The following is a 20,821-nucleotide window of genomic DNA, read 5'->3' as shown; positions in this document are numbered from 1 at the left end:
GACAATTGATTATTGGGATGGTTCATCCTCCCATGCCCAGGCCCCCATCTACCGGAATCACCGCCCCGGTGACATACCCGGCAGCATCGGAGGCCAAAAACGAGATGGTCGCAGCTACTTCCCCGGGGTCGCCCAATCGTCCGAGGGGAACCGCGTCGATGATGGTCGAGCGTCGATCCTCGTCCAGCTCATTCAACATGTCGGTGCCCACCGGGCCGGGGGCAACCACGTTCACCGTAATGTTGCGACTGGCCAGCTCTCGGGCCAATGATCGGGCCAGCCCCACCAGTCCGGCCTTGGAGGCGGCGTAATTGGCCTGACCCACCTGGCCCACGGCCCCAACCACCGAGGACACGAACACGATGCGACCCCAACGATTGCGGAGCATGGACCGGGTGGCTCGGCGGGCCACCCGGTAACCGGCGGTCAAGTTGGTGTCGATCACGTCGGTGAAATCGGCCTCGGTCATGCGCATAACCAGTTTGTCCCGAGTGATGCCGGCGTTGGACACCACCACCTCCACCGGCCCCAGATGCTCTTCTATCCGGGTGAAGGCGGTGTCCACCTGAGACTCGTCGGTCACGTCGCAGCGCACCCCCATCAGCTCGAACCGCTCGTCGGCCGGAGCCGTCTCTCCCCGGTAGGTGATGGCCACCCGGTGGCCGTTCCGGGCAAACTCGGTGGCGGTGGCCAGCCCGATACCCCGGTTCCCCCCGGTCACCAAGACGACCCTGGATGCGCTCACCGGCCCCAGCGTAGCAGCGCGGCGGCCACGCTCATGCCGGCCCCGAAACCCACCAGCAGGACAACATCACCGTCGGCGATGCCGCTCTTCGAGACCGCCGCGCCCATGGCCAGGGGGATGGACGCCGACGAGGTGTTGCCGGTGACCTCGATTACGGTGGCTGCCTTCCCCAGGGGAATGCCCAGGCGTTTCATGGCGCTCTCTATGATCCGGAGGTTGGCCTGATGGGGGATCACCACGGTTACATCCGACGGCTCCAACCCGGCATCGGCCAGAACTCGCCGGCTGGCCGAGACCATGACCCGCACCGCTTGGCGGAACACCTCCTTGCCGTCCATGCGGATGTAGTCACCGAAGTCACAGGTCAAAAGATCGGCGAAACGGCCCTCCGAGCCCATGTAGGTGCTGAGCACGCCCCGGTCGTCGCGTCGAGCCGGTTCCATGACCACGGCGCCGGCACCATCGCCGAACAGGATCGCGGTGGAACGATCATCCCAGTCGGTGAAGCGGCTGAGCGTGTCCACCCCCACCACCAGCACCCGTTCCATCCCGGCGGATATCTGGGCCTGGGCCAGGGAAATCGCATAGGTGAAACCCGAGCAGGCGGCGTTCAGGTCGAAAGCTCCGCATGCTGCGCCCAAGTCCTCCTGGAGGCGGTTGGACACCGCCGGGAACACCTGATCGGGGGTGCAGGTGGCGCAGATGATCAGGTCCAGGTCGGAGGCATCCATCTCGGCCTCCTTCAGGGCAATCCTGGCCGCCTGGCCCCCCAACTCGAGGCAGCTTCCCCCCACCCGGCGTTCGTGGATGCCGGTACGCTCCACAATCCACTCATCGCTGGTGTCCAGCACGGCAGCCAGGTCGTGATTGGTGATTACCTTGTTACCCACCGCCGTGCCCAGACCGGTTATCGTCGCCCGGGTCATGGCCGCTGGGGGTCAAAGCCGCTGCGGGTCATCGGCTCAGGACTCTTAACTCGTTCGCAGCCAGGCTATGGGTTGGCTGGCGGTGACCCGCTCCCCCTCCACGGCCAGAAACCCCATGATCACGCCGGCCCACGGGGTGCGGACCTCGGTGTCTCCCACATGCCCCAGGAGCTGCCCGGCGGGCACAACGGTACCCAGGAGCCGGTCGTCGGTGGGTCGGAAGATGCCCAGTGCCGGGCTGACCACCAGCCGCTCGGTGGTGAACAGGGCTTCGCCCTCCAGCGGACCGATTTCGGTGACCGGCGGCCCGGCCAGCGTCTCCAGCACCGTGTCGATATCGGCGGGTAGGTTCACCTTCAGGGCCTGGCTGCCCCGGGCCGTGCGCTTCACGGTACCGGTCAGAACCGTGCCCGGGCCGAGTTCCACGAAAGTGGTGAACCCGGCATCGCACATGTTGTGTACCGATTGGCGCCAGCGCACCGGGTTGGTCAACTGCGAGTTGAGCAGCTCGGGCCAGGGGTCGGCCCCGGTGTGCGAAGCTGCGTCCACGTTGGCGTACACCGGGTGGTCGGGGAGCCGGAACTCGGTCCTGTCCACTGCCTTGCGAAGCCTGTCCCGGGCCGGGGCCATGAACGGGGTGTGGAAGGCACCCCCCACCGGTAGGGCCATGGTGCGCTTGGCCCCCAGATCCCGGGCAATGGCACCGGCCCGGTCCACCAGCTCGGGGGCACCGGCGATTACCACCTGGCCGGGGGCGTTGAAATTTGCCACCCAGACATCGCCGTCGGCCTGCCGGCAGGCCTGCTCCACCAGATCATCATCCAAACCCAGGACTGCGGCCATGGTGCCGTCCCGCTCCTCGGCCGCCACCTGCATGGCCTCTCCCCGTTCGGTGACCAGGCGGATCCCGTCGGTGAAATCCACCACCCCGGCGGCCACCAGCGCAGAGTATTCCCCCAGGCTGTGACCGGCGTGGGCCGCGGTCTCGATCCCCACCCGGGTCACCGCGTCCAGAGCGATCATCGACGTCGCGAAGGTGGCCAACTGGGAGTTACGGGTCTCCCGCAGCTCATCTTTCCCCGCGTCGAGGAGCAGCCGGGCCACATCCCGCCCCGCCGCCTCGGACATCTCGGCCACCAACTCCCAAGAGGGGTGGTCGATCCAAGCCGCACCCATGCCAGCCTTCTGGGATCCCTGGCCGGGATAGGTGAAGCAGATCATCAGGGGTCAGACCTCCCGAACGGCAATGGGGTTTCAACACTTTACGACCTGGGGGCTCCCGACCGGTTATCCGGTGAGCTTTCGGGGACGGCACCCCCTAAACTGCGCTTGCCTCGGGGATCCTGCCGAACACCCCGACACTTGCCACCGGCCCGGGTGGTGGAATTGGTAGACACGCCGGACTCAAAATCCGGTTCCCGCAAGGGAGTGAGGGTTCGAGTCCCTCCCCGGGCACCATGGGCAGACCGGCACGAGTAGCCCGCACCCCGCGCCCATGCCCCCCGTTGCCAGTAGGGGAGTCATGGACATAAGTCGCCGGAAGGCGGGTAACTGTCACTCCCGTATGTAACTCTGATTGCCGTCCATCAGTTCAACACGACCATCAAGGGGACTAGCTCAATGAATCTGCAAAGCGATCTGGATATCTTCCAAAATGCGGTCTGGCACTTGGCCCATCGCAGACGCAAGTGCTGCCGGACGGCAACCGAGTCTTTTATGGGGCCGGTGGAGGCCGACGAATCGTACTTCGGCGGGAAGGCCAAGAAAATGCACGCCAGGGTGAGGGCGGAGCGGATCACGGGTAGGGGCGCGGACGACAAGGCGACGGTTGCGGGGGTGAAAGACCGTGCCATCGACATGGTGGCGGCTAGGGTGGTTGAATCGACCGATGCCGCCAACTTGCAAGGGTTCGTGTTCACAGCGCTAACAGCGTCATGAGCCTCACAGCGGTTGATCTGTTCAGCGGATGCGGTGGCCTGTCGGCAGGCCTGATTGAGTCTGGTATCGAAGTGGTCGAAGCCTATGACTGTTGGCCCCAGGCACTCGACGCCTACCGCCGCAACGTCGGCGATCACGCCGTTCAGCTTGACCTGTCTGACACCGCCACCGCGATCAAATGGATCGCCGAGACTGGAGCTGATCTGGTGGCCGGTGCGCCGCCGTGCCAGGACTTCTCTACCGCGGGCAAAAGGGTCGAAGCCGAGCAGGCCAACCTCACCACCGCGTTCGCTCAGATTGTCTGCGAGTACCGCCCAGCGGCGTTCCTGATGGAGAATGTGCCACAGGTCCGAACCAGCTCCACCTACGAGCGGATGCGCCGAGACGTGACCGGAGCCGGCTACTCGCTGGTGGAGACGGTGCTCGATGCCAGCCGATTCGGGGTACCGCAATTACGTCGCCGGTTTTTTGTGTTCGGACACCTTGGTAACAGCACCGTCGGCGAGTGGTTCGCTGATGGTCTCGAAGCCCGCCAGACCCCGGAGCGGCTGACCGTTAAAGAGTATCTAGGTGACGAGATCGACATCAAGTTCTACTACCGGCATCCTCGCAACTACAGCCGCCGTTCGGTGTTCAGCGTCCATGAGCCGTCGCCCACGGTGCGGGGAGTGAATCGTCCCGTACCGCCGAACTACATTGGCAACCATCTGGACAGCGCCCCGCCAGGCAAAGTGCGCCCTATGACGACACGTGAGCGAGGGCGAGTGCAGACTTTTCCGCCCACCTGGAAATGGCCCGGTGGAGACCGCAATGCGGACGCGGAGCTGCTGGTCGGCAACGCGGTGCCGGTGAAACTTGCGGCCCGCGTGGGAGCCGCGATCCTTGATGCCATCGATCGATAGCCCGTCGCTGTACGGCATTACTGAAGAGAACTCCACCCGGCACGGCGCGTCGCTGTGGGGCAAGAACCAGTTCAACTCGACGTTTCCACTTGCTCTGTGCCTCTACATGCGAGACCACGGCCTAGCGCCCGTGGCCGTCATTGAGCGCTCGGGCATCACAACCGACAAAGATCAATGGCTAATGGATGATGTGATCGGCGGGCCTGGCTGCCGATACTTGTTCGAGACGGCATTCGATCCGTTTGCTGGCTGTGTACGCGGCAGAGTGGACAAGATCGACCTAGTAGTGTCGTCAGGCGGCGATCCTCTGCGCCCGCTGGAGGTAAAGCTCACAGTCGTACCCGATATCGCCACCGCTTCCGCCCTTGAGAATCTCTGGGCACCGGAGATGGTAATGCGGCCTGTTAGCTCGGGCCTACGCCATGATGAGTGTTGCCGCGAGCCTTAGCAACGGTTCAATCCGTCGAAATGTCATGGCGAGCCTGCGGGCCGGCTACAACCTCATAAATAATTGGGACAACGCCACCGAAATAGCCCAGAACGCCAAACATTTGCGCTCCGCTCTTGACGAAGCCTTACAAGCGGTGGCAACCGGCGGACTACAACGCCCATTCCTGATCCAACCTCTATGGCGTACCGTCGGCCAGTCCTTTGAGCTGGCGGACAATTGCTTCGATGTCTTTGTATGGTCCGATGTCGCCGTGATGCGGTTGCCGGTGGACCAGTCGGACGATACAGCCACGGTGTCGCGCCCAATACGCGAGGTCGCCCGTCACGTCAGGGCACTATATGAGGTTCTGAGCCAAGGCGACTACAACTACGAGAGCATTTACAAGGGGATGGCGTTGGGCAGCCAGACCGACAAGGCATTTTCGCTGAACGGAAGTAAGAGCATCCGCTATCTCGCCCATCCCCACTTACGGCAACCACGGTTGCCACGTAACGTCCTGTCCGACCTCATCACGGGTGGCGGCGAACTTGAACTCAGGCCTGAACGCAGGTTCGACGCAGCGGTGGTCACCTACATGATGCAAGAGGGAGCATCGTCGTGACCAGCAAGCATCAGCTCGGCCCGCACACCCCTGAATTCAGTAGATCTCGGGAACGAATGTCTGGTCCGACATCGGAGGACGCATATAGCCGACTCTCTCCTGGCGGGGAGGTAGCTCGACCTCTTCCCAGGGCACGTCCTTGTATGGGATCTGCGACAGCAGGTGCGAGATGCAGTTGAGCCGGGCCGCCTTCTTGGAGTCGGCATTGACCACATACCATGGGGCCTGCTTGATATCGGTGTGGGAGAACAGGGTGTCCTTGGCCTTGGAGAACTCCACCCATCTGGCTCGGCCCTCGATGTCCATCCTCGACAGCTTCCAGCGCCTCGCCGGATCCGCGAGCCGGTTCTGGAACCGCCGTTCCTGCTCGGCATCGCTCACCGAGAACCAGTATTTGATAAGGATGATCCCCGACCGCACCAGCATCCGCTCAAACTCGGGGCACGACCGCAAGAACTCCCGGTACTCCTCTTCACTACAGAACCCCATTACCGGTTCCACCAACCCCCGGTTGTACCAGCTACGGTCGAACAGGATCATTTCTCCGGCGGCGGGCAGCTCGGCCACGTAGCGCTGGAACCACCACTGCGTCTTCTCCCGGTCGCTCGGTGTGCCCAGTGCCACCACCCTAACCACCCGCGGGTTGGTCCGCTCGGCTATCCGTTTGATCACCCCGCCCTTACCCGCGGCATCACGCCCCTCGAAGATGACCACCACCTTGAGGCCCCGGTGGCGAATCCAGCGCTGCAACCGCACCAATTCTTTCTGGAGGCTAGTCAACTCCCGCTTGTAGTCCTCGCGGCTGATGCGCCGGCGCGGCTCGGCGGCCAGAATTGTCGGTTCGGCGGCCATCTCCGGCCCGGAGGTTCCCAACAAGTCGATGCTCGGGTTCTGACCCATGCCGGAAGGGTAACCCCGACCTCCACCCCCGACAATCGGCAGCCGAAGTCGAGAACCGTTCCGACGATTACGTAACCCCGACCTCCACCCCCGACAATCAGCAGCCGGGAAGGCTCCGGAACGAACTGGCCCGGGCCGGGGGAATAGCATCGGATGGTGGCCCGAAGCAGGGTGGATAAGCGGTTGGCCGAGTTGGCCGACCGGTTGAAGCGGCTGCGAGCCGACATGGAGGTTGCCGAGGAGCAGTGCCTGCACTTCGATGCTCTGGCCGACGATGCCCGGCTGCGGTCGCTGGTATCGGAAACCCCGGCCTCCGAGCGCCATTACAAGAATGCCTTCCGCCGGGCGGAGACGATGAACACCTATCGCGCCCGCCTGCGGGAGGAGATCCACCATCTGGAGCAAAAACAGGACGAACTGCTGGACAGATTCTACTCCGATGGCTGACACCAGCCCGGTGGCCCGCCTCGCCGGGGTAACCTGAGCCTTCGCCTATGCCGGATTCTTTGCAAGCGCCTCATCTGCCGCCGCCACCAGATCCCGTGCGCATCGTGCTGGCCGAGGACGAGGCCATCATCCGCCTGGACTTGCGGGAGACGCTGGAGGAGGAGGGTTACGCGGTGGTGGGGGAGACCAGCCGGGGAGACCAGGTGCTGGACATGGTGAGGGAGCTGCGGCCCGATGCGGCCATTCTGGACGTGAAGATGCCGGGCACCGACGGGATCACCGTTGCCGGCCGGATCCGCGACGAACGCTTGTGCGCGGTGCTGCTGCTTACCGCGTTCAGCCAGCGGGACCTGATCGCTCGGGCGGCCGGGGCCGGTGCGTTGGCCTACCTGGTCAAACCGTTCGAGCGAGCCGAATTGGTGCCGGCGATTGAGGTGGCCCTGGCGCGTTTCCAGGAGCTGGTGGCGCTCAACCACCGTTTGGAGAGGACCGAGGCCCGGCTGGAGGCCCGCAAGACCATCGATCGGGCCAAGGGCCGGCTGATGGATGTCCACTCCATGTCGGAATCCGATGCCTACCGGCACATTCAGCGCCGGGCCATGAGCGAGCGCACCTCGATGGCCAAGGTGGCTGCCGAGATCATGCAGATGCGGCAATGAGCCCCCCAACCGGCAATTTTGGCGAGATCATCGGGTCGCGGCGATGAACCCCCCGACCGGGCCGGAAACCGTCATGTTGGTGGACGGTCATTCCCTGACCTACCGGGCCTTCTTCGCGCTGCCCGAGGACATGACCACCGCCGCCGGCCAGGTGACCAACGCGATTTACGGCTTCACCAGAATGTTCCTGAAGCTTCTGCGGGACCATCGGCCCGACCGGGTGGCGGTGGTGTTCGACCGGCCCGAGCCCACCTTCCGCCACCAGCAAAACCCCAGCTACAAGGCCAACCGCCGGGAAACCCCCGACACCTTGCTCCAGCAGTTGGAGCTGGTGCGGAAACTGGTGGAGACAATGCGGATAGCCGTTGTGGATCACGCCGGGGTTGAGGCCGACGATGTGATCGCCACCCTGGCCACCCAGGCCCGGGACCGGGGCGACCACGTGATCGTGGTCACCGGGGATCGGGATGCCTACCAACTGGTGGAGGATCCTCATGTCCGGCTGCTCTACAACAAGCGCGGGGTTTCCGACTGCGAGGAGTACGACGAGGCCGGCATCGAGGCCCGCACCGGGGTGAAACCGGCCGACTACGTGGCCTACGCCGCCCTGCGAGGTGACCCTTCCGACAATTTGCCCGGGGTGGACGGGGTCGGGGAGAAGACCGCCGCCAAGCTCATCAACACCTACGGCAACATCGACGGGCTGTACCAGCACCTGGGGCACCAAACCCCAAAGCTCCGGCAGAATCTCGGAGCCGCCGAGGATCGGGTGAGGCTGAATCTGGAGCTGATGAGGTTGCTGCGGGATGTCCCGCTGGAAGTGGGAGTGGACGATCTGAGCCGGGGGCAGCCGGATGGAACCGAGGTCAAGAAGCTGTTCGATTTCCTGGAGTTCAGAGGGTTCGACAAGGACATGGTCGATGTTCTGGGGGTGGATCCGGGCCGGGGTGGGACTCGGGAATTGCAGGTATCCGTGGTGGAAGCTGCTGGCATCGAAGCTCTGGGCGAGGCGGCCACCAAGTCGGGCCCGGTGGCACTGGCCGCGGCGTGGGGCGACCCGCTCGATCTCCGCCGCCCCCACCACCGACGGCTGCTGGGTCTCGCCCTGGTGTCCGATGCCGGCACCGGCCAGGCGGTGTGGCTGCGAGCCGAACTGCTGGAGTCGGCGGGGATCGAGGCTCTGAGCCGCTTCTTCGGCGCGGGCAACCAGCTCATCGCCCACGATGCCAAACCGCTCATCCGGTGGCTGCTGGCGCGAGGAGTCGATGTCACCGGCCTGATGCTGGATACCCGGATCGCCGCTTACTTGCTGGATCCCACCGGGGGACGGTTCGAGTTGGACGATCTCTTGAGAACCCACACGCAACTGCAACTACCGCAAGCCAGCCAAAAGGACGAGGGGCGGCTGTTCAGCGACGACTCCGATGATGCTCCGGATGAGTCGAAGCAGGCCGGCCTCCAGGCCCTGGCCCTGGCCCATCTGGCCACTCCCGTGCTGGAGGCTCTGGAGGTCCAGGGTTTGCGGTCGCTGAACGATGACATGGAGGTGCCCCTGGTCCGGGTGTTGGCCCGCATGGAACTGGTGGGCATCAAGGTGGACGTGGAGGAGCTGAGCCGCCTGCGCAACCGTCTGGCCGAGGCCGCCGAGCGATACCGAGCCTCGGTGATCGAGGCTGCTGGTGGGGGAGCCTTCAACGTGAACTCCTCGAAACAGATCGGCGAGTTGCTGTTCGACAAGTTGGGACTGACCCCCCAGAAGAAGACCCCAACCGGGGCCTACAGCACCGATGCCGCCACGCTGGAGAAGCTGCGGGGTGAGCACCCGGTGGTGGAGGAGCTGCTGGAGTACCGGGAGGTGGAGAAGCTGCGCTCCACCTACGCGGAGGGGCTGCTGGCGGCGGTGGAGTCGGAGCCCGACCAGCGCATCCGGGCCACGTTCAACCAGACGGTGGCCCGCACCGGGCGGCTCAGCTCCGATGCCCCCAACCTGCACAACATCCCGATCCGCACCGAGACCGGGCGGGAGTTTCGCCGGGTGTTCGTGGCCGGTGAGGGCCATGTGCTGCTGGTGGCCGACTACAACCAGATCGAGCTGCGATGCATCGCTCACCTGGCCGAGGAACCCGGTTTGATCCATGCCTTCGAATCCGGTCAGGACATCCACACCTCGGTGGCCGCCCAGGTGTTCGGCATCGACCCCGCCGCGGTGGGCATCGAGGAGCGATCCACCGCCAAGATGGTGTCCTACGGCTTGGCTTACGGCATGGAGGCCTACGGTCTGGGGCAGCGGCTGAACATACCCACGAGGGAGGCCGGCCTGATCCTGGATGCCTACTTCACCGCCTTCCCCCTGCTGCGGGACTACATGGATCGAACGGTGGCCGAAGCCCGGAGCAGGGGCTACACCGAGACCCTGTTCGGCCGGAGGCGGCGGATCCCCGAGATCAACTCCACCAACGCCCGGCTCCGGCAGGCGGCTGAGCGCCAAGCCATGAACTCCGGCATTCAGGGTCTGGCCGCCGACATCTTCAAGGTCGCCCTGGTCGCCCTGGACACCGCGCTGGAACACCGGGGGCTCGCCGGCCGCATCGTCCTGCAAGTCCACGACGAGGTGATCCTCGAGGTGCCCGAGCAGGAGCAGGTCGCGGCCACCGAACTCACGGCTGCGACCATGGCCGGTGCCTACGACCTGAGGATCCCCCTGGAGGTGCATCTCTCCTCGGGGCGCACCTGGGCCGATGCCAAGTAGCCCGATGCCAAGTAGCCCGCCCCCCGGTGCGACTGCTATCATTGGGGAGCCGACTCGGGCCGTTGGGCCCCGGCATTTGTTCCATCCCCTTCCTCCCGTGAGGCTCAGTCAATCGTGTCCGATCCCGCCAGCCCCCCACCCGCTCCACCTTCGGCAACCTCCGCTCCAACTTCGATAACTCCCGCTCCCCCTTCGGCAACCGCAGTGCTCGAGGCGCCCGAAGGCATGGGAACCTTCGATGCCGAGGGCAACTACATCCCTCGCCCGATCATCGACCACGACATCGAGGAGCAGCTCCTGGAGGATGCCTATTCCTCCACCATGATCCAGGTGGAGGACGGCCAGATCGTGGCCGGCAAGGTGGTCAAGGTGGATCGCGACGAGGTACTGCTGGACATCGGCTACAAGTCCGAGGGCATCATCCCGATCTGGGAACTGTCCATCCGCAACGTGGCCGACCCCGCCGAGATCGTCACCCTCGACGAGGAGATCGAAGCCCTGGTGCTCCACAAGGAGGACAAGGACGGCAACCTGATCCTGTCCAAGAAGCGGGCCCAGTACGAGCGGGCCTGGGGCCGGATCGAGGACATCAAGGCCAAGGAGGAAACGGTGTCGGGCACGGTGATAGAGGTGGTCAAGGGCGGCTTGATCATCGACATCGGCCTGCGGGGTTTCCTGCCCGCATCGCTGGTGGAATTGCGCCGGGTCCGTGACCTCCAGCCCTACATCGGCCAAACCCTGGAGGCCAAGATCATCGAGTTGGACAAGAACCGCAACAACGTGGTGCTGTCCCGGCGGGCCTGGCTGGAGGAGACGGAGAAGGAGCAGCGCGAGGCCTTTCTCGACGACCTCAAGCCGGGGGAGCGCCGCAGCGGCGTGGTGTCCTCGGTGGTGAACTTCGGAGCGTTCGTGGATCTGGGAGGCATGGACGGCCTGGTGCACGTTTCCGAGTTGTCCTGGAAGCATGTGGACCACCCCGGCGCGGTGGTGCAGGTGGGCGACCAGATCGAGGTGCAGGTGCTGGAGGTGGATCTGACCCGGGAGCGCATCAGCCTCTCCCTGAAGGCCACCCAGCAGGATCCCTGGCAGGAGTTCGCCTCCAGCCATCAGGTGGGCGAGCTGGTATACGGCCGGGTCACCAAGTTGGTACCGTTCGGGGCGTTCGTCCAGGTGGGCGACAGCATCGAGGGTCTGGTTCACATCTCGGAGATCTCCTCCCACCACATCGACCTGCCCGAGCAGGTGGTGACCCCCGGCGAGGAGCTGTGGGTGAAGATCATCGACCTGGACATCGCCCGCCGCCGCATCAGCCTGTCCATCAAGCAGGCGGCCGAGGGTGGGGTGGTGGCCGCCGAGTTCCAGGAGCACTTCGGCGAGCACGCCTACGACACCGAGGGCAACTACATCGGCACCGTGGCCGAGGAGGTGGCGGCGGACCAGGACGAGGCCTGGGCCCAGTACTACTCCGAAGCCGGTGGTGAACCCGTCGTTGCCGCCCCCGAGGGCCAGCACGCCCCGGTGCCGGAACCGACACCAGCACAGGAACTAGCACCAGCACAGGAACCGGCACCGGAAGGCACCGTCTGACCCGGCCGGGCCGGCGGTGATGGCTACCGGTTGCCCCGATCGGCGGGGTGATCCGTGAGCAAGCCGGAGGATGCCGCCTTTCGGATGGTGTCGGGGTTCGACCCGGCGGGGGATCAACCCAAGGCCATCGCCGCCCTGTCGGAGGGGCTGAGGCGGGGGGACCGCTTCCAGACGCTTCTGGGCATAACCGGGTCGGGCAAGAGTGCCACCATGGCCTGGACCATCGAGCAGGTGCAGCGCCCCACGCTGATTCTGGCCCCCAACAAGTCGCTGGCCGCCCAGCTCGCCAACGAGATGAGGGAGTTCTTCCCCGACAACCGTGTGGAGTACTTCGTCTCCTACTACGACTACTATCAGCCCGAGGCCTACATGCCGGCCTCCGACACCTACATAGAGAAGGACTCGTCGGTGAACGACGAGATCGACCGGCTGCGCCACTCCACCACCGAGGCACTGCTGACCCGGCGGGACGTGATCGTGGTGGCCTCGGTGTCGTGCATCTACGGTCTGGGAGCCCCAGAGGAGTACCGGAACCTTTTGTTCATCGCCAAGGTGGGCCGGAGTTACGACCAGCGCGATCTGCTGCGACGGCTGGTGGACATGCAGTACGAGCGCAACGATGCCAATCTGGTGCGAGGCCGGTTCCGGGTGCGGGGCGATGTCATCGAGGTTCATCCGGCCTACGAGGAGTATGTGGTTCGCATCCAACTGTTCGGCGACGAGGTGGAGCAGATCACCACCATCGATCCGGTGACCGGTGAGCGGATCCAGACCCTCAGCGAGGTGGCGGTGTTCCCGGCCACCCACTATGTGGCCGGCGAGGAACGAATGCAGCAAGCCATTGCCGGTATCGAGGTCGAGCTCCAGGAACAGTTGGCCCGGTTCGAGAAGGAGGGCAAGCTGCTCGAGGCCCAGCGGTTGCGGATGCGGACCACCTACGACCTCGAGATGATGACCGAGATCGGCTTCTGCAACGGCATCGAGAACTACTCCCGCCACATCGACGGCCGGGCTCCGGGCGAGCGGCCGTTCACGCTGCTGGACTACTTCCCCGATGACTTCGTGACCGTGATCGACGAGTCCCATGTGGCGGTGCCCCAGCTTCACGGCCAGTTCGAGGGCGACCGGAGTCGCAAGCTGACCCTGGTGGACCACGGTTTCCGGCTGCCCTCGGCCGTGGACAACCGCCCGCTGCGGTTCGGGGAGGTCATGGAGCGGGTGGGGCAGGTGGTGTTCCTGTCGGCCACTCCCAGCGACTACGAGATCGGGGTTTCCGCTCAGGTGGTCGAGCAGATCGTGCGGCCCACCGGCCTGGTCGACCCCGAGGTGCAGGTACGCCCGACCAAGGGGCAGATCGATGACCTGATGAAGCTAATCGAGGACCGCACCGAGCGCCGCCAGCGGGTGCTGGTCACCACCTTGACCAAGAAGATGGCCGAGGACCTCACCGAGTACCTGCTGGAGTTGGGGGTAAGGGTCCGCTACCTGCACAGCGAGGTGGACACCATCGAACGGATCGAGATCCTGCGAGACCTCCGGCTCGGGGAGTTCGACGTGCTCGTGGGCATAAACCTTCTGCGGGAGGGCCTCGACCTGCCCGAGGTGTCCCTGGTGGCCATCCTGGATGCCGACAAGGAAGGCTTCCTGCGCAGTGAGACCTCGCTGATCCAGACCATCGGCCGGGCCGCCCGCAACGTGGACGGTCAGGTGATCATGTACGCCGACATCGTGACCGACTCCATGAAAAGGGCCATCTCGGAGACCCATCGTCGCCGAAATCTCCAGCAGGTTCACAACGACCAGCACGGCATCAACCCCCAAACCATCCGCAAGGCGGTCAGCGATATCCTGGCCGAGCTGCGGCCGGCCGAGGACGGGGCCCCCATCCCGGGCGCGGGCCGGCGCTCCCGCACCCTGGACCGCTCCCGTTACCGTCCCGACGTGATCGACCTGGATTCGGGGGGCCTCGAGCGGCTCATCCACACCCTCACCGAGGAGATGAACGAGGCCGCCGTGGCGTTGAAGTTCGAGTACGCCGCCCGCTTGCGGGACGAGATCAAGGACTTGGAACGCGACCTGCGGGCCATGGCTTGAGGCTCTCCCCGCTTCCGGCCCCCTGAGCCCCGGAGGTTTCGCTACCGCCACCGCCACCCCTGGCACCGGTGTGTCTAGGTTCAGCCGATCTCCCGGCCCACCCGAGCCCCGGCGTGGATGGCATCCATGATGCTGCTGGTACCGTTGACATCGCCCACCAGGTGCAGGTTGAAGCGGGGCGAGGGATCCTGGCCCGAAACATTGGCGCTCCAGTGGTCGGCCAACTCCCGATTGCAATGGTGGTAGCTCACCACCACAACGGTGTCGGCCTCGAAGCTCCGCTCCCTGTAGGTGCCCAGATCGCGGGTTACCACCGTGCCCCCACCCCCTTCGTCAACCGGGGTTATCTCCCGGATCGCCACGGTGGGAACGAACCAGAACGGCCCGCCGAACAGCCGCTCGCGGCTGGCTGCGACGGTGGCGGCCGGATACATGATGGCCGCCCCCAGTTGCTCGTGGCGGCTCAGAAAGATCACCTCCGCCCCCGCCGCGATCAGGGCATCGCTCACCGAGATGGCCTCGAACGTACCGGTGTCGTCATACACCACCGCTTTGGTGCCGATGGTGGCTCGACCCCCGAACCCCAGCACCTCCCAACTGGTGAACACGTGGGGCAGGTCGGCCCCGGGAATCGGTTTCGAGGGCGCTGAGATCTGAAAACCGCGGCGGGGGATGGTGCCGGTGGCGACGATCAGCTCGTCGGGATCCACCTCGGTCACCACATCGGGATCAACGGGGGAGCGCAACCGGACACTCACCCCCACACGCTCCAGCTCACCGGCCAAGAAAGCGGTGATCGCCCCCAGGTCGGGCCGGTGCGGGGCCGAGGCTGCCATGCGCACCTGACCCCCCAAATGACCGGTCATCTCGTGAAGGATCACCTCGTGGCCCCGGAGGGCCGCGGTTCGGGCTGCCTCCAGACCGGCCGGTCCGCCCCCCGCCACCAGCACCAGCTTGGGTTCGGCAACCCTGCCGGCCGGTTCGAACGGCACCGAAGCCTCCTGACCCGCGGCGGTGTTGACCACGCACCGCATCCTCCCGGTGGTCATGAAGCGGGCCACGCAGCCCACCGAAGTGCCTATACAGGGCCGGATCTCCCGCTCCCGACCCTCCCGGGCCTTCACCACCAGCTCGGGATCGGCGATCATCCCCCGAACCATCGAAACCAGATCGGCAACCCCGCTGCCGATCAGATGCTCGGCGTGGTCCACGGTCATGATGCGTCCGGTGACGATGGTGGGCACCTCAACGGTTCGGGTCACCACCTCGCTGGTGGGGATTTCGTAGCCGAGGCCCTCATCGAGGGTGGACAGCAGTCGATGGAAGCGCCAGTAGGACGACAGGGACACATCCAAGAAGTCGATGCCGGGTTCCACCAGGGCGGCGATGGCAGCCGACTCCTCGGGATCCACCCCACCCTCGATCTGGTCATCGGCCGAGATGCGGATGCCCACCGGGAAACCGGGGCTGGTCTCCTGGCGGATGGCAGCCAGGATCTCCCGCAGGAACCGGGTGCGGTTCTCCAGGCTGCCGCCGTAGTGGTCGTCGCGCCGGTTGGTGGCCGGGGAGAGGAACTGGCCGATGAGATAGCCGTGGGCGGCGTGGAGTTCCACCCCGTCGAGCCCGCCCTGCTCGCACCGCCGGGCGGCGGCGGCGAACGACCCCACAATCTCGTCGATCATGGTGCCGGTCAGGGCCTGGGGAACGATGCCGACCATGGGGTTGGGCACCGCGCTGGGGGCTAGAGGTTGTTGAAAGTTCCGGAGAGATCGGTGCTCGGTGGCCGCGCCCCCGTGCCAGAGCTGCTGGAACACCCTGGCCCCCGCCGCGTGCAGGCGCAGGGCCATCTGCTCGTAGAACGGGAGCACCCTGTCGTCGAACACCGGGATGTCGGTGGGGGATGTGGGGTGAACCCCGGCGATCTGGAGGATGGTGAGCGCAGCACCTCCCCGGGCCCGAGCCTCGTGGTACGCGATCAGATCCTCGCCGACCGCCCCGGTGCTGTGGGCGGCCCTGACGATCCGATTGGCGAGCGTGCAGCCGCCGATATTCAGCGGCTGGAACACGTTGGGGTAGGCCATGGGCATCCCATTCTCGGCTGCGCCGGTATCTTCCTCAACTTCGGGTTCTCTTATTCCAATCCCGTCGCGGGCCGGTAAGTTCACTGCATGGCCGATGAGATCGTCATCCACGGGGCGCGTGAACACAACCTGCGTGACGTGGACCTGACGATACCCCGTGACCGGCTCATCGTGTTCACCGGCCTGTCCGGGTCGGGCAAGTCCTCGCTGGCCTTCGACACCATCTACGCCGAGGGTCAGCGTCGCTACGTGGAGTCGCTGTCGGCCTACGCCCGCCAGTTTCTGGGTCAGATGGACAAACCGGATGTGGACTTCATCGACGGCCTGTCACCGGCCATCTCCATCGACCAGAAGAGCGCTTCCCGCAACCCCCGCTCCACGGTGGGAACCATAACCGAGGTCTACGACTATCTGAGGCTGCTGTTCGCCCGTATCGGCATCCCCCACGATCCGGAGACCGGCGAGCGACTGGTGCGCCAAACCCCCCAGCAGATCGTGGATCGGGTGATGGGTATGGCCGAGGGCATACGGTTCCAGGTGCTGGCCCCGGTGGTGCGGGGCCGCAAGGGCACCTACGACACCCTGCTGGCCGAGTTGGCCGCCGGCGGGTTCGTGCGGGCCATAGTGGACGGTGAACCGATCGAGCTGGACGGCGGCATCGACGATCTGGATCTGGCCCGCTACGAGCAGCACAGCATCTCGGTGGTGGTCGACCGCCTGGTGATGCGGGAGGGCATCGAGCGCCGGCTCACCGAGTCCATGGAGACCGCCCTGGGGTTGGCCGAGGGCGTGGCCGAGCTGATGATCGTGCCCCGATCACCGGAGGAGGAGCCGGAAACCATCACCTTCTCGCAGCACCTGTCCCGCCCATCCGACGGCAAGTCGTTCGAGGAGCTGGCCCCCCGCAACTTCTCCTTCAACTCCCCCTACGGAGCGTGCCGGAACTGCGATGGCCTGGGATCGGTGTTCGAGGTGGATCCCCGGCTGGTTATCCCCAACCCCGATCTGAGCCTGGCCCAGGGAGCCATCGCCCCCTGGGCCAGAGGTCACAATCACTACTTCCAGCGTTTGGTGGAGTCGGTGGCCGAGAATCAAGGCATACCCATGGATCAGCCGTGGGGAAGCCTGGACCGGGATCACCAGGAGCTGCTGCTGTATGGGAGGGGCATCGCCGGCCAGCGGGTCGAGGTGAGTTTCCGCAACCGCTACGGACGCTCCCGCCGCTACAACGCCCAGTACGAGGGGGTCATCCCCTATCTCAAGCGCCGTCACAGCGAGTCGGACTCCGATTCGCTGCGATCCCACGCCGAGGGGTACATGCGACAAGTGGATTGCCCGGAGTGCGACGGGGCCCGGCTGAACCCCCTGTCGCTGGCGGTGACCGTTGGGGATCGCACCATCGCCGAAGTGTGCTCCCTGTCGATCCGGGAATCGGCAGCGGTTCTGGCCTCGCTGGAGCTGTCCGAGCGCGACCGGACCATTGCCGGGCAGGTACTCAAGGAGATAAACGCCCGGCTTCGCTTCCTTCTGGATGTGGGGCTGGAGTACCTGACCCTGGGGCGCTCGGCCGGGACCCTCAGCGGGGGAGAGGCCCAGCGCATCCGGCTGGCCTCGCAGATCGGTAGCGGCCTGGTGGGGGTGCTCTATGTGCTGGACGAGCCGTCAATAGGGCTGCACCAGAGGGACAACCACCGCCTGATCGACACCCTGGAACGGATGCGCGACCTGGGCAACACCGTTCTGGTGGTGGAACATGACGAGGAAACCATCCGGGTTGCCGACCACGTGGTGGACATCGGCCCCGGTGCGGGTGAGCACGGCGGCACCGTGGTCCACTCCGGTACCGTTGCCGACCTCATCAAGAACAAGCAGTCGCTGACCGGCCAGTACCTTTCGGGGCACCGCTCCATCCCGGTGCCGGGACGCCGGCGGGTTCCCGGTGACGACTGGCTGACCATCCGGGGAGCCCGGGAGCACAACCTCCAGGACATCGACATCGACATCCCGCTGGGGTGTTTCGTGACCGTCACCGGGGTGTCGGGGTCGGGCAAGTCCACCCTGGTCAACGACATCTTGTACCGCTCGTTGATGCAGCGCATCTACAAGTCCAAGATTCCGCCCGGCCTGCACAAGGGAATCGATGGCATCGAGGCTCTGGACAAGGTGATCAACATCGACCAGCAACCCATAGGCCGCACCCCCCGGTCCAACCCGGCCACCTACACCAGCGTGTTCGACCACATCCGCAAGCTGTTCGCCCAGACCCCCGAGGCCCGGGTGCGGGGCTACCTGCCCGGTCGCTTCTCGTTCAACGTCAAGGGCGGCCGGTGCGAGGCCTGCTCGGGTGACGGCACCATCAAAATCGAGATGCACTTCCTGCCCGATGTGTACGTGCCCTGCGAGGAGTGCCGGGGGGCCCGCTACAACCGTGACACCCTCGACATCCAGTTCAAGGGTCGGACCATCGCCGAGGTGCTGGATATGCCCTGTGCCGATGCCCTGGAGTTCTTCGCCAACCAACCGGTCATTGTCCGCCACATGCAAACCCTGGTGGATGTGGGGCTGGGTTACATCCGGCTCGGCCAGCCCGCCCCCACCCTGTCGGGGGGTGAGGCCCAGCGGGTGAAACTTGCCTCGGAGCTGGCCAAACGGCCCACCGGACACACCATCTACATTCTGGATGAACCCACCACCGGTCTGCATTTCGAGGATGTTCGCAAGCTGCTCACCGTACTCGGCCGCCTGGTGGACCAGGGCAACACCGTGCTGGTGATCGAACACAACCTGGATGTGATCAAGACCGCCGACTGGATCGTGGACCTCGGCCCCGAGGGCGGCGACAAGGGTGGCACCCTGGTAACCGAGGGCCCCCCCGAACTGGTTGCTCGCTCCGGCCACAGCTACACCGGCAAGTTTCTCCGTCCTGCCCTGGGAATCTGATTTCCTGCTCTGTGCCGGCCCCGCGCGGCTATAGTTGCTATAGTTACTGTTGAATCAGTTAATGTTGTGTCAATCTTGATTCAATACTTGATTGGTGTAGGATTAGTTCTTCCTGAGTCCATGATCCAGAAGGATTCAAATATGAAGCTTGTCCGGGTTCGACCCAGGAAATCTGCTGTACGGGCCAGAGCGCCCACGAGGGCTGATCCGCGGGGTGGGCAAGCAAATTTTTCCCCGCCCCGGGTCATGGCACCGGTCACCTTGGGCGTTCTGGTGCTGCTGGCCTCGGTTCTGGTTCCGGCCTCCACCGTCAGGGCGCAGCAGGCTACCCGGCCGGGTGCCCCCACCAATGTGCGGGCCGAGGCCGGGGACGGGCAGGTCACGCTGACGTGGACAGCACCCTCCAACGATGGCGGTAGCCCGATCACCAGATGGCAATACATTTACTCGGTGGGCGACACCAGCAGTAATCTTACCTCTACAAATACTTGGATACCCATACCGGACAGCGATGCGACTACTACTAGCCATACCATTACCGGCTTGACCAACGGTAAGCACTACGAGTTCAAACTGCAAGCGATTAATCGCGCGGGCAGTGTTTCTGAAGCTGCTACTGCATCCCCAATAGTACTACTAGCCACTACCCCGCGGGCACCGGTTGATTTGCTTGCTATTCCGGTTGACTCGGGGGTTGATTTATCTTGGGCTCCTGCTGCTTCATCCGGGGATACGAAGAATGCTCAGAATGGGTTCTCTCCTATTATTAGGTATGAGTACCGGATGAGAGTTGAAGGTGAGTCTTATTCCCCCTGGGCTGTAATTGTTGGTTCTGGTGCTACCAGTGGCACTTCTGGCCCGGTGGGTAGCAAGGTGTATCCTTTCCGGGTTAGTGGTTTGCGTAATGGTGTTGTTTATCAGTTCCAGGTTCGTGCAGTTAATGTTAGGGGCATGGGTGCTGCTGGTGAGACGAAGCCGGTTGCTGCTGCTGGGGTGCCGGGGGGTCCTCTTGGCTTGAAGGGTGTTGCCGGTGATGAGTTTGCGGTTTTGTCCTGGGAGCCTAGTGGTGATGGCACTTCTCCGGTTGTTGCGTGGCATGTTCGGTGGTCTGAGGCGGATGGTGAGTTTGGTGCTTGGGTTACTGTTCCTGGTGGGCCAAGTTCTAGGTCCTATACCGTTGTTGGTTTGGATAATAGTAAGAGGTACAGGTTTGAGGTTAGGGCAGAGAACACAATAGGGTTTGGGGCTGCTTCTGGGACTACGGTTGTGGACCCTGGTGATTTGCCTGCTGCTCCGACCGGTTTGACCGCGGTTGGAGGGGGTGATTTTGTGACTTTGACTTGGGACCCTGCTAAGGATGATAGCAATAATTTGGATGATGGTGATTCTGCGCTTTCAGGTTACGAGTATTCTTGGCAAGTTGACGATGGTGAATGGGGTGAGTGGTTGAGGGTTCCGGGTGGGAGTACTTTTGTAGTTAATTCCTCCGGTGCACTTAGTGAAACAGTGGCAAGCTTGACTAGTGTAGCTAAAAGGGGGTTCAGGGTTGATGGATTGGAGGCGGGTTTGGGTTATTGGTTCAGGGTTCGAGCGGTTAATGCTGTTGGTGGTAGTGATTTTGCTGGGTTGTCAGGGCCGGTTTATCCCGGTGCGAGCCCGGCGGCTCCTGTGGAGTTGACAGCTAGGACTGTTTATGATGCTCGTTCCGGTGTTGGTCGGGTTATTCTGTCGTGGGAACAGGGTGATTATAACGGCCCTCCGGTTGACCGGTGGCAGTTCCGTATGGTGGTTGATGATGCCG

The 20,821-nt window shown here is 64.3% G+C and carries 15 protein-coding genes, 1 tRNA gene and 1 pseudogene; 12 read left to right on the top strand and 5 right to left on the bottom strand.

Features of this window, described 5'->3' with window-relative positions:
• Positions 1-22: 22 nt before the first annotated feature.
• The 3 genes from fabG to fabD are packed head-to-tail and all read right to left on the bottom strand — an operon-like array spanning position 23 to position 2,892.
• The gene (fabG, locus tag ACOGXC_RS06160; RefSeq protein ID WP_419919817.1) at positions 23-745 is read right to left on the bottom strand and encodes a 3-oxoacyl-ACP reductase FabG; all 723 of its coding nucleotides are present in this window, start codon (positions 743-745) and stop codon (positions 23-25) included.
• Complete coding sequence (locus tag ACOGXC_RS06155; protein ID WP_419919816.1) at positions 742-1,671, bottom strand: beta-ketoacyl-ACP synthase III; 930 nt, start codon at positions 1,669-1,671, stop codon at positions 742-744. Before ACOGXC_RS06155 ends, fabG begins: the two co-directional genes overlap by 4 nt.
• A 45-nt stretch (positions 1,672-1,716) precedes the next feature.
• Positions 1,717-2,892, bottom strand: coding sequence for an ACP S-malonyltransferase (gene fabD, locus ACOGXC_RS06150; RefSeq protein WP_419919815.1), 1,176 nt, complete (start codon positions 2,890-2,892; stop codon positions 1,717-1,719).
• Positions 2,893-3,042: 150 nt separating this feature from the next.
• Between fabD and ACOGXC_RS06145 the strand changes: the two genes are divergently transcribed.
• The 5 genes from ACOGXC_RS06145 (at position 3,043) to ACOGXC_RS06125 (ending at position 5,563) form a co-directional block, all read left to right on the top strand.
• Positions 3,043-3,129 (top strand) — tRNA-Leu (locus tag ACOGXC_RS06145).
• Between the two features lie 162 nt (positions 3,130-3,291).
• The gene (locus ACOGXC_RS06140) at positions 3,292-3,609 is read left to right on the top strand and encodes a transposase (RefSeq protein ID WP_419919814.1); all 318 of its coding nucleotides are present in this window, start codon (positions 3,292-3,294) and stop codon (positions 3,607-3,609) included.
• A complete protein-coding gene (locus ACOGXC_RS06135) occupies positions 3,606-4,511 on the top strand; it encodes a DNA cytosine methyltransferase (RefSeq protein WP_419919813.1) in 906 nt (301 codons plus the stop codon). The genes ACOGXC_RS06140 and ACOGXC_RS06135 overlap by 4 nt, the downstream gene beginning before the upstream one ends.
• Positions 4,495-4,959: a HindVP family restriction endonuclease gene (locus ACOGXC_RS06130; protein WP_419919812.1), complete on the top strand. Its 465-nt coding sequence runs from the start codon at positions 4,495-4,497 to the stop codon at positions 4,957-4,959. Before ACOGXC_RS06135 ends, ACOGXC_RS06130 begins: the two co-directional genes overlap by 17 nt.
• Positions 4,937-5,563 carry a HindVP family restriction endonuclease gene (locus ACOGXC_RS06125; RefSeq protein ID WP_419919811.1) on the top strand — a complete coding sequence of 209 codons (627 nt, stop codon included), beginning with the start codon at positions 4,937-4,939 and terminating at the stop codon, positions 5,561-5,563. The genes ACOGXC_RS06130 and ACOGXC_RS06125 overlap by 23 nt, the downstream gene beginning before the upstream one ends.
• A 36-nt stretch (positions 5,564-5,599) precedes the next feature.
• Here the strand turns inward: ACOGXC_RS06125 and ppk2 are convergent, their stop codons facing one another.
• Positions 5,600-6,415, bottom strand: a complete 816-nt coding sequence (gene ppk2, locus ACOGXC_RS06120) for a polyphosphate kinase 2 (protein ID WP_419920029.1) — start codon at positions 6,413-6,415, stop codon at positions 5,600-5,602.
• 204 nt (positions 6,416-6,619) lie between these two features.
• Between ppk2 and ACOGXC_RS06115 the strand changes: the two genes are divergently transcribed.
• From ACOGXC_RS06115 to uvrB, 5 genes are all read left to right on the top strand, one after another.
• Positions 6,620-6,910 (top strand): hypothetical protein, encoded by a 291-nt coding sequence (locus ACOGXC_RS06115; RefSeq protein ID WP_419919810.1) that lies wholly within the window; start codon positions 6,620-6,622, stop codon positions 6,908-6,910.
• 47 nt (positions 6,911-6,957) lie between these two features.
• The gene (locus tag ACOGXC_RS06110) at positions 6,958-7,569 is read left to right on the top strand and encodes an ANTAR domain-containing response regulator (RefSeq protein WP_419919809.1); all 612 of its coding nucleotides are present in this window, start codon (positions 6,958-6,960) and stop codon (positions 7,567-7,569) included.
• Between the two features lie 43 nt (positions 7,570-7,612).
• Positions 7,613-10,318, top strand: a complete 2,706-nt coding sequence (gene polA, locus ACOGXC_RS06105; RefSeq protein ID WP_419919808.1) for a DNA polymerase I — start codon at positions 7,613-7,615, stop codon at positions 10,316-10,318.
• A 225-nt stretch (positions 10,319-10,543) separates the two neighbouring features.
• Positions 10,544-11,905 (top strand): 30S ribosomal protein S1, encoded by a 1,362-nt coding sequence (gene rpsA, locus ACOGXC_RS06100; protein WP_419920028.1) that lies wholly within the window; start codon positions 10,544-10,546, stop codon positions 11,903-11,905.
• 84 nt (positions 11,906-11,989) lie between these two features.
• Positions 11,990-13,999, top strand: a complete 2,010-nt coding sequence (uvrB, locus tag ACOGXC_RS06095; RefSeq protein WP_419920027.1) for an excinuclease ABC subunit UvrB — start codon at positions 11,990-11,992, stop codon at positions 13,997-13,999.
• Between the two features lie 80 nt (positions 14,000-14,079).
• Here uvrB and ACOGXC_RS06090 read toward each other — a convergent pair whose 3' ends face one another.
• Positions 14,080-16,191 carry an FAD-dependent oxidoreductase gene (locus tag ACOGXC_RS06090; protein ID WP_419919807.1) on the bottom strand — a complete coding sequence of 704 codons (2,112 nt, stop codon included), beginning with the start codon at positions 16,189-16,191 and terminating at the stop codon, positions 14,080-14,082.
• Between ACOGXC_RS06090 and uvrA the strand changes: the two genes are divergently transcribed.
• A complete protein-coding gene (gene uvrA, locus ACOGXC_RS06085) occupies positions 16,168-19,020 on the top strand; it encodes an excinuclease ABC subunit UvrA (RefSeq protein WP_419919806.1) in 2,853 nt (950 codons plus the stop codon). The genes ACOGXC_RS06090 and uvrA overlap by 24 nt on opposite strands.
• Before the next feature lie 120 nt (positions 19,021-19,140).
• Positions 19,141-20,271, top strand: a pseudogene (locus ACOGXC_RS06080) (fibronectin type III domain-containing protein); the annotation flags it as partial.
• Positions 20,272-20,821: the final 550 nt, after the last annotated feature.

The organism is Candidatus Poriferisocius sp. (genome assembly GCF_965202595.1).
Classification (GTDB): Bacteria; Actinomycetota; Acidimicrobiia; order Acidimicrobiales; family Bin134; genus Poriferisocius.
Note: the sequence above shows the minus strand (reverse complement) of the source record. Positions and strands in the feature narration are given on the sequence as shown.